The organism is Halopseudomonas sp. (genome assembly GCF_038130085.1).
Classification (GTDB): domain Bacteria; phylum Pseudomonadota; class Gammaproteobacteria; order Pseudomonadales; family Pseudomonadaceae; genus Halopseudomonas.
Genome location: NZ_JAYPMU010000004.1, coordinates 188,104 through 203,759, shown reverse-complemented (window position 1 = coordinate 203,759; position 15,656 = coordinate 188,104). Strand labels below are relative to the sequence as shown.

Here is a 15,656-nt window from a genome sequence, read left to right as displayed (position 1 = left end):
CCGCGCGCTACCCGCTTTACCCTGAAACAGGACGCCGTCGTTTTGAAGAGGATCTTCAGTGGCCAAAAATAGCTTCAGCCGAGTCCTCGGCCATGTCCTGCTGCTGGTGCTGTTCTGCCTGCTGCTCGGCTGGATTCTGGAGCAAACAGCCTGGGTACTGGTCATCGGGCTTGGCTGCTATCTGGCCTGGACGCTGCGCCAGATGTCGCGCTTCTACGACTGGCTGAGCACCCACCCGAACGAACCGCCACCGGAAGCGCGCGGGGTCTGGGGCGAAATCTTCGACAGCATCTATCATCTGCAACGCCGCGACAGCAAAATGCGTTCGCGCCTGCAGGCCGTCATCGACCGCATCCAGAGCTCCACGTCCGCCCTGCGTGATGCGGTCATCATGATCGACAGCGAAGGCCATCTCGAGTGGTGGAACCACGCCGCCGAGCGCCTGCTCGGCCTGCGTACCCCGGACGACAGCGGTCAGCACGTCGCCAACCTGATTCGCGATCCGCGCTTCATCGAGTACTTCGAGCGTGGCGATTTTCGCGACCCGCTGGAAATCCCGGCGCCGATCGATCTCAACGTCCAGTTGCAGTACGCCATTACCCGCTACGGTCCGGGCGACCGTCTGATGGTCGTCCGCGACGTCACCCGCCTGCATAACCTTGAGCAGATGCGTAAAGACTTCGTCGCCAACGTTTCCCACGAGCTGCGAACCCCCCTCACGGTGGTGGTCGGCTATCTGGAAACACTGCTCGACATGGAAGACGAGATCACCCCGCGCTGGAAACGCCCGCTACAGCAGATGCAGCAGCAGGCCAGTCGCATGCAAGCGCTGCTGCATGACCTGCTGCTGCTCGCCCGACTGGAAACCTCGGACAACCCGGGCGAAGAAGAACTGGTCGATACCGGCCCGCTGCTGGAGCAGATCCGCAAGGATGCCGAGGCGCTGTCAAGCGAACGCGGTCACCGCATCAGTCTGGAAGTGCAAGGCAATACCCGCATGCACGGTATCGAGGGAGAGCTGCGCAGTGCATTCTCGAATCTGGCTTTCAATGCGGTGAAGTACACCCCGGATCAGGGCGAGATCACGCTGCGCTGGTGGAGTGATGAGAAAGGGCAGCATCTGAGCGTCACCGACACCGGTGTCGGCATTGCGCCGCAGCACATCAACCGGCTAACCGAACGTTTCTACCGGGTCGACACCAGCCGCAACAGCACTACTGGTGGCACCGGCCTGGGTCTGGCCATCGTCAAGCACGTCCTGCTGCGCCATCAGGGGAGGCTGGAAATCACCAGCGTGCCCGAGCGTGGCAGCACCTTCAGCTGCCACTTTCCACCAAGCCGCGGCGCCTAGGCGCCCGGCGAATAGTGTGATTGCGCCGTGCCGGAAGCGATCAGGCGCGACAGGTAATCGAGCTTCTCCGGGTCCTGATCAACAAACTTGATCGTCACCTTGATCCACTCGCAGTCCACTTTCGCTTCCAGTGCCGCGACCGCGTGTACATAACCGTTTATCCGCGCGACCGAACGGTCAGAGTCCTGCTCCAGATCCAGCACCACGGTCTCGAAGACCTGCGGCAGGCGCTCACCGCGACGCACTACAACCAGGGCATCACGCAGGCTCAGGGTCTTGATCACACAGGCAAACTGCTCACCGGCCAGCCGCAACTGCCCCTGCCCTCGCACTGACTGTGCCGCCGCCGGTGCTGCGGCGGGTGCCGGAGCGGCTTTCTCCGCAGGGCGAGAAGCGCTGAGCAAGGGTGAACTGACCGGCGCCGCTGCCGGACGCGCGGGCGCTTCCGGGCGACCGGCGGTCAGGTTGGCAACGGATCCGGCAGCTGTTCCGGTGCTCGGTCGCGGCGATTCCCCGACCTGGAACTGGGCCAGCTTGCCGGCGCGATGCAGCGCCTTTTTGACCTTGGTAATCAGTTGCTCGTTACTGAATGGCTTGCCGACGTAGTCGCTGACGCCGGCTTGAATAGCCTCTACGACATTGGCCTTGTCGCCGCGACTGGTCACCATGACGAACGGGACACCCGCGCCTTCGGGCTGCGCACGGAACCACTGCAACAGCTCAAGCCCGCTCATCTCGGGCATTTCCCAGTCACACAGAATGAGGTCGAAGCGCGCCCGCCCCAGCATCTGCTGCGCCTTGCGACCGTTGGTCGCCTCCTCGATCTGCAGGCCCGGGAAATAGCTGCGCAGTGCTTTCTTGACCAGGTCGCGAATGAATGGTGCGTCATCCACCACCAGGACCGATACTTTCGACATAGTGAGATTTCCTGAAGTACTGGCTCTAGCTTAACGCAGACTGGCAAAAAAGCCGCACTTCGTATCGAGCAAAAGGCCACTATCGCCCTCGTCGGCAGCAACGGCTGCGCCGCGGTTTGCCTTCAGGCGGCCAGCAGATACAAAAAAGCCGGGCAGGTGCCCGGCTTTCTCAACCTAGATCGATCACAGCTCGCCGCGCAACGCCTTGAGGAAGATCGCCTGGTATTGCTCGGCGTTGTACCGCTGCGGGTTGGTAGTACCGGCAACGTCCTTGGCCGACATGACGCCGACTGTCTCTGCCTGCGCGTCGTCGATGTTGATCTCGGCCAGGGTATGCGGGATACCCAGCTCAGAGCGCAGCTCCAGCACCCAGTCGAGCATGCCGCCGAAGTCCTGCTTGGGCAGATCAAGGTAGCGAGCCGCACGCGCCATTTCCGCTTCGATTGCCGGACGGTTGGCCTGCAGCATGTAGGGCATGACGATCGCGTTCAGCAGACCGTGGTGAGCGTCGTACAGCGCACCCAGACTATGGGACACCGCGTGAATGCCACCGAGGCCACGCTGGAATGCAACCGCACCCATGCTCGAGGCTACCTGCATCTGCAGACGGGCCTGAATGTCATCGCCCTGAGCGGTTGCGCGTGGCAGGAAGTCCTTGACCAGACGCATACCTTCCAGCGCGATACCTTCGGCCATCGGGTGATAGACCGGCGCGCAGAAGGCTTCGAGGTTGTGTGCCAGCGCATCCATACCGGTAGCGGCGGTCAGCTTGGGCGGCAGACCAACGGTCAGCTCAGGATCAAGCAGGACGATGCCCGGGACCATTTTCTGGTGGAAGATCACCCGCTTTACGTGGCTCTCGTCGTCGGTGATAACCACCGCCTGACCCACTTCAGAGCCGGTGCCGGCGGTCGTCGGCACGGCAACCACAGGCAGCATCTTGCTCGCATCAACCGAGCCGGGGCCGGCTTCCCACAGAGTGCAGTCCTGATGGGCAACCAGTGCGATGGCCTTGGCAGCATCAATCGCGGAGCCGCCACCGAAGGCAATGACGCCGTCATGATTGCCGGCCTTGAGTGCGGCTACACCGTCGGCGACGTTGCCACCGGTGGGGTTGCCCTTGATGGCACTGAACAGGCCCGCTTGCAGGCCGGCATCGCGACACAGCTGCAGCGCCGCCTCAACCATCGGCAGTGCAGCCAGGCCGGGGTCCGTCACCAACAGCGGAGAGGTCATGCCCAACTGGCGGCAGGCTTTCGGCAGCTCGCTGATGCGTCCTGCGCCCACGCGCACCGCGGTGGGGTAATGCCAGTTCATGCTGTAAGACTTGATCTCCATGGTATCTCCGAATATCTCTGGTTTTTATGGGTGCGGGCGTCAGCCACGGGCCCGCCTTTTTTATGTCAATCTTCGGGAGCGGGCGGACGCAAGATACAAAATGCAATTATGTCCCGCAACATACTCAAATGTGCGACTTTCGTCCATGTCTTCCGCGACAAATAGGCACTTGTCAAAGCCACCGTCAGCGTCCATTTTTAGAAGAGCACAACGAGATTCAAACTACACAAGCAGGACCACCTGCAACCCACAGCCCGTGAGGAACACCTGATGAAACGCCTGATGATCACTGCCCTAGGCGCTGCTGCTCTGCTCGGCTCCGGCTCCCTGTTCGCCACCGATGGCGAGACCCTGTACAAATCCAAGGCCTGCGTCGCCTGTCACCAGATCGACACCAAGGTAGTCGGCCCGTCCTACAAGGACGTCGCCGCCAAGTATGCCGGGCAGGAAGGTGCGGTGGAAACCGTCGCCGGCCACATCAAGAACGGCATCTCCGGTTTGTGGGGGCCGATTCCAATGCCCGCCAACCAGGTGACCGACGAGGAAGCCCGTATTCTGGCCGAATGGGTTCTTAGCCAGTAATAACAAAACTCCAACAAAAAACCCGCCAATCGGCGGGTTTTTTGTGGCGTTTCAGCACCGACTCAGTCGTCTGCGCCTTCGCCTTTTACCTCTGCTTCCATGCGCTTGAGACCGATATGACGCACATCGGTACCCTTGACCAGGTAAATGACGTGCTCGGCAATGTTACGCGCGTGGTCGCCTACCCGCTCGAGCGAGCGCAGTACCCAGAGGATGTTCAGCACCCGACCGATAGAGCGCGGGTCTTCCATCATGAAGGTCACCATCTCGCGCATCGCGGTCTTATATTCCTGATCAACCGCCTTGTCCTCGCGAGCAACGGCAAAGGCCTGGTCGGTGTCCATCCGGGCAAACGCGTCCAGCGCTTCCTGCACCATGCGACGAACATGGTGGCCGATATGGCGGCACTCGACATAGCCACGCGGCGCCTGACCTTCCTCAACCAGATCCAGCGCACGCTTGGCGATCTTCGACGATTCGTCACCGATGCGCTCAAGATCGACGATGATCTTGCTGATGCTCACGACCAGACGCAGGTCGCTGGCCGCCGGCTGACGGCGGGCCAGAATGCGCAGGCAATCCTGGTCGATATCCAGCTCCATCTGATTGATGGCATCGTCCTTGTCGCGCACCTGTTGCGCCAGCTTGGCATCACCTTCGACCAGAGCAACGATCGCGTCGTTGATCTGCTTCTCGACCAGACCACCCATCTCCAGCAGGTGGGTACGGATTTCCTCGAGTTCGTCGTTGAACTGCTGGGAAATATGCTGTGTAAACGCTTCTTTATCTGACGGCATGGTGCATGTCTCCCTCGGTTAGCCGTACCGACCGGTGATGTAGTCTTCCGTCTGTTTCTTCGACGGATTGGTGAACAGCGTGTTGGTGTCACCAAACTCGATCAGCTCGCCCATGTACATGAAAGCAGTGTAGTCAGAGACCCGCGCTGCCTGCTGCATGTTGTGGGTAACGATGACGATGGTGAACTTGGACTTCAGCTCGTTGATCAGCTCTTCGATCTTCAGGGTCGAGATCGGGTCCAGCGCCGAGGCCGGTTCGTCGAGCAGCAGCACTTCCGGCTCGACCGCGATGGTGCGAGCGATACACAAGCGCTGCTGCTGACCACCGGACATGCCCAGTGCCGACTCGTTCAGACGATCCTTGACCTCATCCCACAGCGCCGCGCCCTTGAGGGCCCACTCCACCACTTCATCCAGCGTGCGCTTGTTGTTCACGCCCTGAATACGCAGACCGTAGGCGACGTTTTCGTAGATCGACTTGGGGAACGGGTTTGGCTTCTGGAACACCATGCCGACGCGACGACGCAGCTCGGTGACGTTGACGTCCTTGCCGTAGATGTTCTTGCCGTCGAGCAGGATTTCACCGTCCACGCGGCAACTATCGACCAGATCGTTCATCCGGTTGAAGCAGCGCAGCAGGGTTGACTTGCCGCAGCCACTCGGGCCGATGAACGCGGTTACCCGGTTACGCGGAATCTTCATGCTGACGTTATGCAGGGCCTGCTTGGTGTCATAGAACAGGGAGAGGCCCGGTACTTCCAGGGCGATGGACTCATTGTCCATGTTCAGCTCCTGCTGGGAGCGGCCCAGCGCGCTCATATCCATAGCATGGGTCTTGGTAGTGTTAGACATAGTCTTGCGTCCGCCTAGAAAGAGTGATCAGTTTTCCAGCGCCTTGTACTTTTCGCGCAGGTGGTTGCGAATGGAGACCGCAGCGAAGTTGAGCGCGGCAATGACGCCCACCAGCAACAGCGCAGTGGCATATACCAGCGGTCGCGCTGCTTCGACGTTGGGGCTCTGGAAGCCGACGTCATAAATGTGGAAGCCCAGGTGCATGAACTTCTGGTCCAGGTGCAGGTACGGGTAGTTGGCATTCAGCGGCAGGGTCGGCGCCAGCTTCACCACACCAACCAGCATCAGCGGTGCTACCTCACCGGCGGCGCGGGCCACGGCGAGGATCAGGCCGGTCATCATGGCCGGGCTGGACATAGGCAGAATCACCTTCCACAGGGTTTCCGACTTGGTTGCGCCCAGCGCCAGCGAGCCTTCACGCAGTGAGCGCGGAATCCGGGTCAGACCTTCCTCGGTGGCAACAATCACCACCGGCACGGTCAGCAACGCCAGGGTCAGCGAAGCCCACAGCAGACCACCGGTACCCAGGGTCGGCGCCGGCAGCGCTTCCGGGAAGAACAGCTGATCGATGTTGCCACCGAGCAGGTAGATGAAGAAGCCGAGGCCAAATACGCCGTATACGATCGAGGGCACACCCGCGAGGTTGTTCACCGCGATACGGATGATACGCGTCACCGCGCCCTGCTTGGCGTATTCGCGCAGGTAGACCGCGGCCAGCACACCAAACGGGGTAACGATGATCGACATCAGCAGCACCATCATCACGGTACCGAAGATCGCCGGGAACACCCCGCCTTCTGTGTTAGCCTCTCGCGGCTCGTCGCTGACGAACTCCCACAGTTTGCTGAAGTAGTGGCCAATCTTGGCGCCAACGCCCATGGCGTTAGGCTGGAATACGCGCACAACCTTGCCCAGGTTGATGTCGATCTCGCGACCATCCATCGCCCGGACGCGAACGCTGTCGCGGTTGAACTCCTTGTAGAGCCCGACCAGCTGGCCTTCCAGCTCGGCGTACAGGTCGTTCTGTACCTTGCGCTCAGCCTCGAGCTGCGCCTTGCGCTCCTCGGTCAGGGCGTTATCCAGCTCGAAACGGCGCTCGCGCAGACGAATGCGCTCCAGCTCGGCGTTGATCTTGCCGATGGCGCCGGTTTCCAGCGTGTGGATTTCATCGTAAATGCCCAGCGCGCGGTCAACGGCCGGCTGCAGCGCGGTCCAAGCCTGTTCGCCCTCGGCGACCACCTGACCTTCCTGCTTGACCTGCAGCAGATAGCCGTAGAAGTTGCCCCATTCACGACGCTCGATGACGACGATATCTTCCGGTGTACGCTCGTTTTCCAGCCAATCGGCGACGATCCAGCGGAAATCCGCACCGTACAGATCACGGTTGCCGACTTTCAGCAGCTCGCGATCCATGAACTCGGATTTTTCCGGATCAACCGGCAGACCAGCGCCATGCAGGCGCTCGGTTGGCACCTGCTCGCGGGTGGTGACCTCACCGACCAGGGTAATGGTCGGCTGCCCCGGAATGGTGTATTCCGCTTCGATGACATCCGCGGGCCAGAAGTGGCTCAGGCCACGCACCGCAATCAGCATCAGCAGACCCAGGGTCATGATCACCGCGATGGCGACCGCGCCTGCATTCATCCAGACCCAGGGGCTGCCCGATTTGAACCAGGTTGTGAAGTTGCCTTGTTTCACTGTCTAGAGTCCTGTGGTCAGAGAGAGGCGTATTTCTTGCGCAGGCGCTGACGAATCAGCTCCGCCGCCGTGTTCATCAGGAAGGTAAAGCTGAGCAGCACCAGGGCTGCCAGGAACAGCACCCGGTAATGGGTACTGCCGACTTCCGATTCCGGCATTTCGACCGCGATATTGGCCGACAGCGTGCGCATGCCTTCAAAAATGTTCCAGTCCATGATCGGCGTGTTGCCGGTGGCCATCAGGACGATCATGGTTTCACCCACCGCACGGCCCATACCGATCATCACCGCCGAGAAGATACCCGGGCTGGCGGTCAGAATGACCACACGGCTGAGGGTCTGCCACGGGGTGGCACCCAACGCCAGCGAGCCTTGGGTCAGGTGGCGAGGCACGCTGAATACGGCGTCTTCGGCAATCGAGAAGATCGTCGGGATCACCGCAAAGCCCATGGCCAGCCCGACCACCAGCGAGTTGCGCTGGTCGAAGTTGATGCCCATGTCGCGGGTCAGGAACACGCGCATGTCGCCGCCGAAGAACCAGGCTTCAACGTACACGCTCATGGCGAAACAGCCCCAGCCCAGCAGCATCACTACCGGAATCAGCAAGACCGCTTCCCAGCCCTCGGGCACCAGCAGTCGGATGCGCGCCGGCAGGCGGCTCCAGCCGTAGGCAAAGGCGATAAACACGATCGGGGTGAGAATCAGCAGCGAGACAATGCCCGGCAGATTGTCCTCCAGCAGCGGTGCCAGCCAGAGACCGGCGAGGAAGCCGAGAATCACCGTCGGCAGCGCCTCCATCAGCTCGATGATCGGCTTCACCTTGCGGCGCAGGCCCGGTGCCATGAAGTAAGCAGTGTAGACCGCCGCCGCAATGGCCAGCGGGGTGGCCAGCAGCATCGCGTAGAAGGCGGCTTTCAGGGTACCGAAGGTCAGCGGTGCGAGGCTCAGCTTGGGTTCGAATTCAGAGGTAGCCGAGGTCGACTGCCAAACGTAGTCCGGCTCAGGGTAGCTTTCGTACCAGACCTTGCCCCACAGCGAGGTCCAGGAAATCTCCGGGTGCTCGTTGTGCACGTCCCAGTAGCTCAGCTCGCCGTTGCCGTGCTCGACCAGCAGGTGATCCGCGCGCGGCCCGATCGCGAAGGCCTGCACTTGGTCGTCACCCAGCGGCTCGACCAGCAGATTGTTGTGCGCCGTGGAGTTGTAAATGCCCAACTGACCGGCTGCGTCGACCGCGAGGAATACCTTGCGACGCTCCTCCGGCTGAATCAGGGCAATGGACTCGCCCAGCTGCTGATCAAAATCACGCACCTCGGTCAGCAGCGGATGGCCGTTGCCGCGGACCATAAACCACTGTTTCAGGTCTCCGCTGCTATCGCCAACAATCAGCGAGATGCCACCCAGCATCAGGTTGACCGACGTCACCGACTTGCCGAGACCATCAACGACCTTGTAACGGCCGTTCAGCTCACCCTTCTGGCGCAGTGCCAAGACATCAATGTGTTGCTCACCGTTGACCACATACATCCACTGGCGCAGCGGATCGATCAGCAGCTTCTTGACCTCACCGGCGGCGGGGCTCAACGCCAGCTTCGACTCGCTGCGGGTTTCTTCACCGGTGATCATGTTGCGCTTGACGCTGACACTGAGTGCAACCAGTTCACGGCCAATGCTGCCAGCCAGGGTCAGACCGCTGCTGTCGCCACTCATGGCCACCTGGTCCAACGGGCGGCCCTGCTCATCAAGGGTGATGGGGTCCTGACCGTAAGGGAACACCAGGCTCGGGGTGATCAGGCGCACATCATTCGGGTAAGTCACCTTGTAGTTATGCTGAGCAATCAGCACCTGGCCATTGCTCAGGCCCACGACAAAGCGACGGGAATTGGGGGTTTCGACGCTGAAGCTGGTGATCTTCGCATCGGCCGGAACCGGCAACTGTTGCTGCAGCACCGACTTGCCATCAAGGGTGTTGAAAAAGCTCACCTGACCACTTTGGGCCACGCGAATCCCTACTTCGCCCTGCTCTTCCATCGCCAGCAGCAAGGGTGGATCGTCGGCTTGCACCCAGCTTGTGCTGTAACGCTCGCGCTCCTCGATCTCGGCACCGCCGAACAGCGGCAATACCTCGAACAGCAAATAGAGGAAGATCAGCAGAACAGCGACAATGACGCCAAGACCACCGACCGCAACGTACCAGCGGGTAAAGTGGTCCTTGAAATGACGCATGGCCCGATGGCGCTGCATCGCTGGGGTATCGAAGTCGACGCGGGACGTCTTGGATGGGGATTGCGTAGTCATGGCGCACACCCTACAGGGATAATGTGACGAATTGATTACAGCCTGATGACGGCAAAAAGGGGCGTGTCATCGACACACCCCTTCAGACTCAGGCTTCCTTGCCCGACAGTTACGAACTTAGAAGCCCAGTTCCTGGTGGATGTTATCCACGGCACGCTTGGGCATCGGCACATAACCGTCTTTGAAGACCACTTCCTGGCCCTGCTTGGACAGCATCATCTTGACGAACTCACGCTCCAGCGGAGCCAGCTCGCCATTCGGCGCCTTGTTCACGTAGACATAGAGGAAGCGCGACAGCGGGTAGGTACCGGCGATGGCGTTTTCTTCGTTGGCTTCGATGAACGGCTGACCGGCTTCAGCAGCCAGCGGCACAGCGCGAACGCTGGAGGTCTTGTAACCCAGACCGGAGTAACCCACCGCGTTCAGCGACTGGCTGACCGACTGAACAACAGAGGCAGAACCCGGCTGCTCGTTGACGCCGCTGCGGAAGTCGCCTTTGCACAGGGCGTTTTCCTTGAAGTAACCGTAGGTACCGGATACCGAGTTACGACCATACAGCTGAATGTCGCGATCAGCCCAGGCGCCGGTCAGACCCAGCTTGCCCCAAGTGTTCAGGTCTTCGCCACCGCACAGACGGGTAGCAGAGAAGATGCCGTCAACCTGAGCCATGGTCAGGCCTTCGATCGGGTTGTCTTTATGAGCGAAGACAGCCAGGGCATCGATAGCAACCGGAACAGCGGTCGGCTTGTAGCCATAACGCTCTTCGAAAGCCTGGATTTCGCTGTCTTTCATCATGCGGCTCATCGGAGCCAGGTTGGAGGTACCCTCGGTCAGAGCCGGCGGCGCAGTAGAAGAACCGGCAGCCTGGATCTGAATGTTGACGTTGGGGTACATGCGCTTAAACTCTTCGGCCCACAGCGTCATCATGTTGGCCAGAGTGTCAGAGCCGACGCTGGACAGGTTGCCGGATACACCGCCAACACGCTGGTAGTCTTCCAGAGTCTGGTCAACGGCGGCAAAGCTGGAGCTGGCGGCAACGCCGGCGGCAGCGAAGGTCACGGCAGCGAACAAGCGCTTGAGTTTCATGTCATTCTCCTGTTGAGGTAGTGTTTGCAACACGCGACTCAGTATCAGAGCGGGTTGTGACAACTCTATTCACGAATTATGACAATTGCGTGAACCCCCACAGGACAGAGTAGACCGTCGGCGCAATGCCGGCAGACAACGATTGAGAGCCCGCCCCCAATCCCTTACCATAGGCGGCTTGCCGCGCGGTCGGCGTTCTGCCAACGGCCCGGTACAACAAATACAAATAGACCATTACCGAGTCTACCAATGCACGAATTAGATACCGATCCCGTGCCACAGGGCGAATTGGCCCTGAAGATTACGGCGCTACCGCGGGACTGCAACAGCTTTGGCGACATCTACGGTGGCTGGCTGGTTGCCCAAATGGACACCGCCGGTACCAGCATCGCCGCCCGCATCGCTCGCGGCCGTGTTGCCACCGTTGCGATCGACCGCATGGGCTTCATGGTTCCAGTACCGGTTGGCGCGCAACTCGCGTTCCACGGCGAAGTGCTGGATATCGGCCGTAGCTCGATCAAGATTCTGGTCGAAGTCTGGAGCGAAGATCTGGCCCACGATGAGAGCCGCAAGGTGACCGAAGCCACCTTCGTCTTCGTCGCCATCGACGACCGCGGCCGTACCCGGGTCATCCCGTCCTGATCCAGACGGTTACCCGGCGGCCCTGACGGACTGCTGCCACATGTTTCAACGCCTCACTACCGCAGGCCTGCTGCTGGCCTGCGCCATCGACCGTGCCACCAGCTTGCTCGGCCGTGCAGTCTCCTGGCTGACGCTGCTGATGGTGCTGCTGACCTGCGCGGTCGTGCTGCTGCGCTACGGCTTCAATATCGGCGCCACTGCCACTCAGGAAGTCGTCCTCTACGCTCACTCACTGGTGTTTCTGGGTGCCGCCGCCTGGGCGCTGCAGCGTGATGCCCACGTGCGCGTCGACATCTTCTACCGCCGCCTGCAGCACCGCGGCAAGGCACTGATCGACCTCACCGGCAGCCTGCTGTTACTGCTGCCCATGTGCCTGTTTTTGGCGTGGAATTGCTGGGATTACGTAGGCATGTCCTGGCAACGTCAGGAACGCTCGGCCGATGCAGGCGGTTTGCCCTGGGTTTATCTGCACAAGAGTTTCATCCTGCTGCTGGTCGCCAGCCTGCTGCTGCAAGCGCTGGCGCAGATACTCAAGACCCTCGCCGTACTGAGCGGCGTGCAGGCCAGCCATCTGCCGGGCAGCCACGAGGAGCATCTGTGATGGGCGGTGAATTCATGGCCATCGCGCTGTTCGTCTGTCTCTGTCTGGCGTTGATGGCCGGCTACCCTGTGGCCTTTACCCTTGGCGGCATCTCGCTGCTGTTCGCCGGCATCGGCATTCTCTTCAACCTGTTCGAGCCGAGCTTTCTCGGCGCCCTGCCCAGCCGCCTGTATGGCACCATGACCAATCAGACGCTGATGGCGGTGCCGTTGTTCGTGTTCATGGGCGTCATGCTGGAGAAGTCACGCATTGCCGAAGACCTGCTCGACGCCATGGCCCGGCTGTTCGGCGGCCTGCGCGGCGGTCTGGCCTTCTCGGTCTGCATCGTCGGCGCGCTGCTGGCCGCCAGCACCGGCATCGTCGGCGCCACCGTGGTGACCCTCGGCCTGCTGGCGCTGCCAACCATGCTGCGCCGCGGCTATGACCCGGCACTGGCAACCGGCACACTGGCAGCGACCGGCACGCTGGGGCAGATCATTCCGCCGTCGATCATTCTGGTACTGCTCGGTGACGTGCTGTCCAACGCCTACCAGCAGGCGCAACAAAAGCTCGGCATCTTCTCGCCGAAAACCGTAACGGTCAGCGATCTGTTTATCGGTGCGCTGCTGCCGGGGCTGCTGCTGGTGGTGCTGTATCTGCTCTATCTGGCCTTTGTCGCGCTGCGCCAGCCGCACAAGCTGCCGGCGCCCACCACCGAAGAGCAAAGCGCCGTCTCGGTAACGCAACTGTTACGCAGCCTGCTGCCGCCGCTGGTGCTGATCATGGCGGTACTGGGTTCGATTCTGGGAGGCGTCGCGACCCCCACCGAAGCCGCAGCGGTCGGTGCGCTGGGTGCCGGTCTGCTGGCACTGGGCAAGCGTCAGCTGAGCTTCGCCAAGTTGCGTGACGTGGCGCAGGCCACCGCCGAAATCAGCGCCATGGTGTTCATGATCCTGCTCGGCGCCTCGATCTTTTCGCTGGTGTTCCGTGGTTTCGGCGGCGATGACCTGATCCACGATCTGTTCCACTCGCTGCCCGGCGGCGCCTTCACCGCGATGCTGGTGGTGATGCTGGCGATCTTCCTGCTGGGCTTCATCCTCGACTTTATCGAGATCACCTTTGTGGTGGTGCCGATCGTCGGCCCGGTACTGTTGAGCATGGGTATCGACCCGATCTGGCTCGGGGTGATGATCGCGCTGAACCTGCAGACCTCATTCCTGACGCCCCCGTTCGGGCTGTCACTGTTTTACCTGCGCAGCGTTACCCCGGCCAACGTACCGACCTCGGCAATCTATCGCGGGGTACTGCCGTTTATCTTCATTCAGTTGCTGATGCTGCTGATCGCGGCCTGCTGGCCCGGTCTGGTGACCTGGCTGCCGGGGTTACTGGCCGAGTGAGCAGACGGCAACCGGGCGCATACCCGGTTGCCTGCACAGCACTGCCTCAGCGGCCCTTGCCGGCTGCTATCTCAGCGCCCACCTTGTCATCCAACAGCGCGCTGGTGGCGGTCTGCACGTAGGCCTTGAGCTGTTCGCGCAGGTCGGCCGGGACCTCCGCAAGCTGGGTTACCGCGGCATCCCAGCCGAGTTGATAATGGTAGGCACGGGGCGCCTCGCCACGCGGCTGCACCACCAGTTCGTCGCCACGCAACAGCCCCACCGTCTGACCGCCACCGGACGGTTTGATAATCCCGAATCCGGGGTCGTTCGCCGGCAGCGCCAGCAGATCGCGCCCCCAGCACTGGTGCTGCACGTCACCGCCCAGCCGGCCCATGATGGTCGGCACCACGTCGACCTGAGTGCCGACGATGTCGTTGCGCGCGCCAAAGCGCTCGGTGATGCCGGGTGCAATCAGCAGCATGGGCACATTGAAGCGCAGCAGATCCAGATCGGTCAGCTGCCGCCGGGTGCCGAAGCCATGGTCGCCGATCACTACGAACAGGGTGTCCTTGTACCAGGGCTCATTGCGCACCTGATCGAAGAAGCGGCCCAGCGCCCAGTCCGAATAGCGCATGGCGGTCAGGTGTTCATCGTTGGCCCCCTGACCACTGACCGCATCCACCGGCAGCGGGCTCGGCAGCGCGTAAGGCGTGTGGTTGGACAGGGTCTGCAGCAGCGCATAGAACGGGCGCTCATGATCCAGCGCATTCAGCTCGGTTACCGCCCGGTCGAACATGTCCTGATCGGATACGCCCCAAGTCGGGTCAGAGAACACCGGATTGACGTAATCGCTGCGACCGATGAAGTGGCGCATGCCCTGCTTGCCGAAGAAACCCTTCTGGTTATCCCAGGCAAAGTCGCCGTTATAGACATACAGATCGTCGAAACCGCGCTTGCTAAGCAAGTGCGGCAAACCGGAGAACGCGTGACCACCCTCCGGCTCCTGCATCAGGTACTCGAACCCCGGCAGGTTGGGGAAACAGGCCATGGTCGCGAACATGCCCTGATGGGTGTGGGTGCCGTTGGAGAAATAGCGGGTGAACAGCAGGCCTTGCTTGCTCAGTTTGTCGAACTCTGGGGTTATCCCCAGCGGCGAACCCAGCGCACCGGTGTAGTAACCGGAGAAGCTTTCCATCAGCACCACCACCACGTTACGTACCGGCAGCGAGGTATCGGCAGGCGACGTGGAGATGCGTCGCGCCGGTGCCTGCTCTGCATCGATCAACTGGTCGTTGGCGGTCAGCAGCAGATCGCGGGTTATCTCGGTTGCCTTGCCGTCATCCATCAGGCCGAGCCAAGCGTTATCACGATGATCAGAGAACTGCGCCTTGGCGGCGGAGTACAGCGTCAGTGCCGGAGTCAAACCCAGCTGATTGGCAAAGGTGGACTCGGTGGTGAAGGCATCACCCCAGCGCAGCGGCGGGCCCTGCCGCAAGGTGCCGCGGGCCAGCACGGTAGAGCTGATCAGCAACAGCAGCAACACAGACAAGCGCGCGGCCAGTGCACCCAGATGACTACGCTGCTGGTTCGCCGCCGTGGCCGGCAGGCGCGTGCGCCGATCCAGCCAGCGGTAACTGCGGTACATCAGCCAACTGACCAGCGCCAGACCCAGCAGCAGCCGCACTACCGGGAAGCCATACCAGAGCATACTCAGCACCGTGGCCGGGTCTTCCTGCAGATACTGGAACACCAGGGTGTTCAAGCGCTGATGAAACTCCTGATAGAAACTCAGCTCAGTCGTGCCCAGCAGGCACAGCAACACAGTTGCCAAGGTCAGCCACAGACACTGCAAACCGCGCAGCGCCATCAGCCGCGCGCTCAGTACCGTCAGCATCAACGGCGCGCCGACGATCACCACCACCCGCAGGTCAAACCGCAAGCCGTTGAAGAAGGCTTCCAGCAGATCACCGCGGGTTACCTCGGCGGCCAGCTCCCAGTTCCAGGCGAGCAGCGCGCCGCGCAGCAGGGTCAGCATCAGAGTCAGCGCGCCAAGCGAGCCAAGAATGAACAACAGCTGGCCACGCAGGCCAACCACCGGCCGGCTGGCCGAGGCAGTAGACAGGGTCATCAAACGGTTTCC

The 15,656-nt window shown here is 61.4% G+C and carries 13 protein-coding genes; 5 read left to right on the top strand and 8 right to left on the bottom strand.

What is annotated here, in order from left to right; genetic code table 11:
• Window positions 1-58 precede the first annotated feature (58 nt).
• Entirely contained in the window at window positions 59-1,351 is a 1,293-nt protein-coding gene (gene phoR, locus AAFM31_RS05170) for a phosphate regulon sensor histidine kinase PhoR (RefSeq protein WP_341706833.1), read from the top strand.
• Here the strand turns inward: phoR and AAFM31_RS05165 are convergent.
• Both AAFM31_RS05165 and AAFM31_RS05160 read right to left on the bottom strand, forming a co-directional pair.
• A complete protein-coding gene (locus AAFM31_RS05165; RefSeq protein WP_341706832.1) occupies window positions 1,348-2,268 on the bottom strand; it encodes a response regulator in 921 nt (306 codons plus the stop codon). The genes phoR and AAFM31_RS05165 overlap by 4 nt on opposite strands.
• A gap of 183 nt (window positions 2,269-2,451) precedes the next feature.
• Window positions 2,452-3,606, bottom strand: a complete 1,155-nt coding sequence (locus tag AAFM31_RS05160; protein WP_341706831.1) for an iron-containing alcohol dehydrogenase — start codon at window positions 3,604-3,606, stop codon at window positions 2,452-2,454.
• A gap of 282 nt (window positions 3,607-3,888) precedes the next feature.
• Between AAFM31_RS05160 and AAFM31_RS05155 the strand changes: the two genes are divergently transcribed.
• Window positions 3,889-4,188 carry a c-type cytochrome gene (locus AAFM31_RS05155; RefSeq protein ID WP_341706852.1) on the top strand — a complete coding sequence of 100 codons (300 nt, stop codon included), beginning with the start codon at window positions 3,889-3,891 and terminating at the stop codon, window positions 4,186-4,188.
• Window positions 4,189-4,250: 62 nt separating this feature from the next.
• Here the strand turns inward: AAFM31_RS05155 and phoU are convergent, their stop codons facing one another.
• From phoU to AAFM31_RS05130, 5 genes are all read right to left on the bottom strand, one after another.
• Window positions 4,251-4,985 carry a phosphate signaling complex protein PhoU gene (phoU, locus tag AAFM31_RS05150; protein ID WP_341706830.1) on the bottom strand — a complete coding sequence of 245 codons (735 nt, stop codon included), beginning with the start codon at window positions 4,983-4,985 and terminating at the stop codon, window positions 4,251-4,253.
• Window positions 4,986-5,003: 18 nt separating this feature from the next.
• On the bottom strand, window positions 5,004-5,837 hold the full coding sequence (gene pstB, locus AAFM31_RS05145) for a phosphate ABC transporter ATP-binding protein PstB (protein WP_341706829.1): 834 nt from the start codon (window positions 5,835-5,837) through the stop codon (window positions 5,004-5,006).
• A gap of 27 nt (window positions 5,838-5,864) precedes the next feature.
• On the bottom strand, window positions 5,865-7,481 hold the full coding sequence (gene pstA, locus AAFM31_RS05140) for a phosphate ABC transporter permease PstA (RefSeq protein ID WP_341706851.1): 1,617 nt from the start codon (window positions 7,479-7,481) through the stop codon (window positions 5,865-5,867).
• A 71-nt stretch (window positions 7,482-7,552) separates the two neighbouring features.
• Window positions 7,553-9,829 (bottom strand): ABC transporter permease subunit, encoded by a 2,277-nt coding sequence (locus AAFM31_RS05135; RefSeq protein WP_341706828.1) that lies wholly within the window; start codon window positions 9,827-9,829, stop codon window positions 7,553-7,555.
• Between the two features lie 117 nt (window positions 9,830-9,946).
• Window positions 9,947-10,915, bottom strand: coding sequence for a phosphate ABC transporter substrate-binding protein PstS family protein (locus AAFM31_RS05130; RefSeq protein ID WP_341706827.1), 969 nt, complete (start codon window positions 10,913-10,915; stop codon window positions 9,947-9,949).
• Window positions 10,916-11,164: 249 nt separating this feature from the next.
• On the opposite strand from AAFM31_RS05130, the gene AAFM31_RS05125 reads away from it, so the two are divergent.
• Genes AAFM31_RS05125 through AAFM31_RS05115 form a run of 3 tightly spaced genes read left to right on the top strand, consistent with a single transcriptional unit; the run spans window position 11,165 to window position 13,534 of the window.
• The gene (locus tag AAFM31_RS05125) at window positions 11,165-11,557 is read left to right on the top strand and encodes an acyl-CoA thioesterase (RefSeq protein ID WP_088275800.1); all 393 of its coding nucleotides are present in this window, start codon (window positions 11,165-11,167) and stop codon (window positions 11,555-11,557) included.
• Window positions 11,558-11,597: 40 nt separating this feature from the next.
• A complete protein-coding gene (locus AAFM31_RS05120; protein WP_341706826.1) occupies window positions 11,598-12,158 on the top strand; it encodes a TRAP transporter small permease subunit in 561 nt (186 codons plus the stop codon).
• Entirely contained in the window at window positions 12,158-13,534 is a 1,377-nt protein-coding gene (locus tag AAFM31_RS05115) for a TRAP transporter large permease subunit (protein ID WP_341706825.1), read from the top strand. Before AAFM31_RS05120 ends, AAFM31_RS05115 begins: the two co-directional genes overlap by 1 nt.
• 46 nt (window positions 13,535-13,580) lie before the next feature.
• On the opposite strand, the gene AAFM31_RS05110 is transcribed toward AAFM31_RS05115, so the two are convergent.
• The gene (locus tag AAFM31_RS05110) at window positions 13,581-15,644 is read right to left on the bottom strand and encodes an LTA synthase family protein (protein ID WP_341706824.1); all 2,064 of its coding nucleotides are present in this window, start codon (window positions 15,642-15,644) and stop codon (window positions 13,581-13,583) included.
• Window positions 15,645-15,656 lie beyond the last annotated feature (12 nt).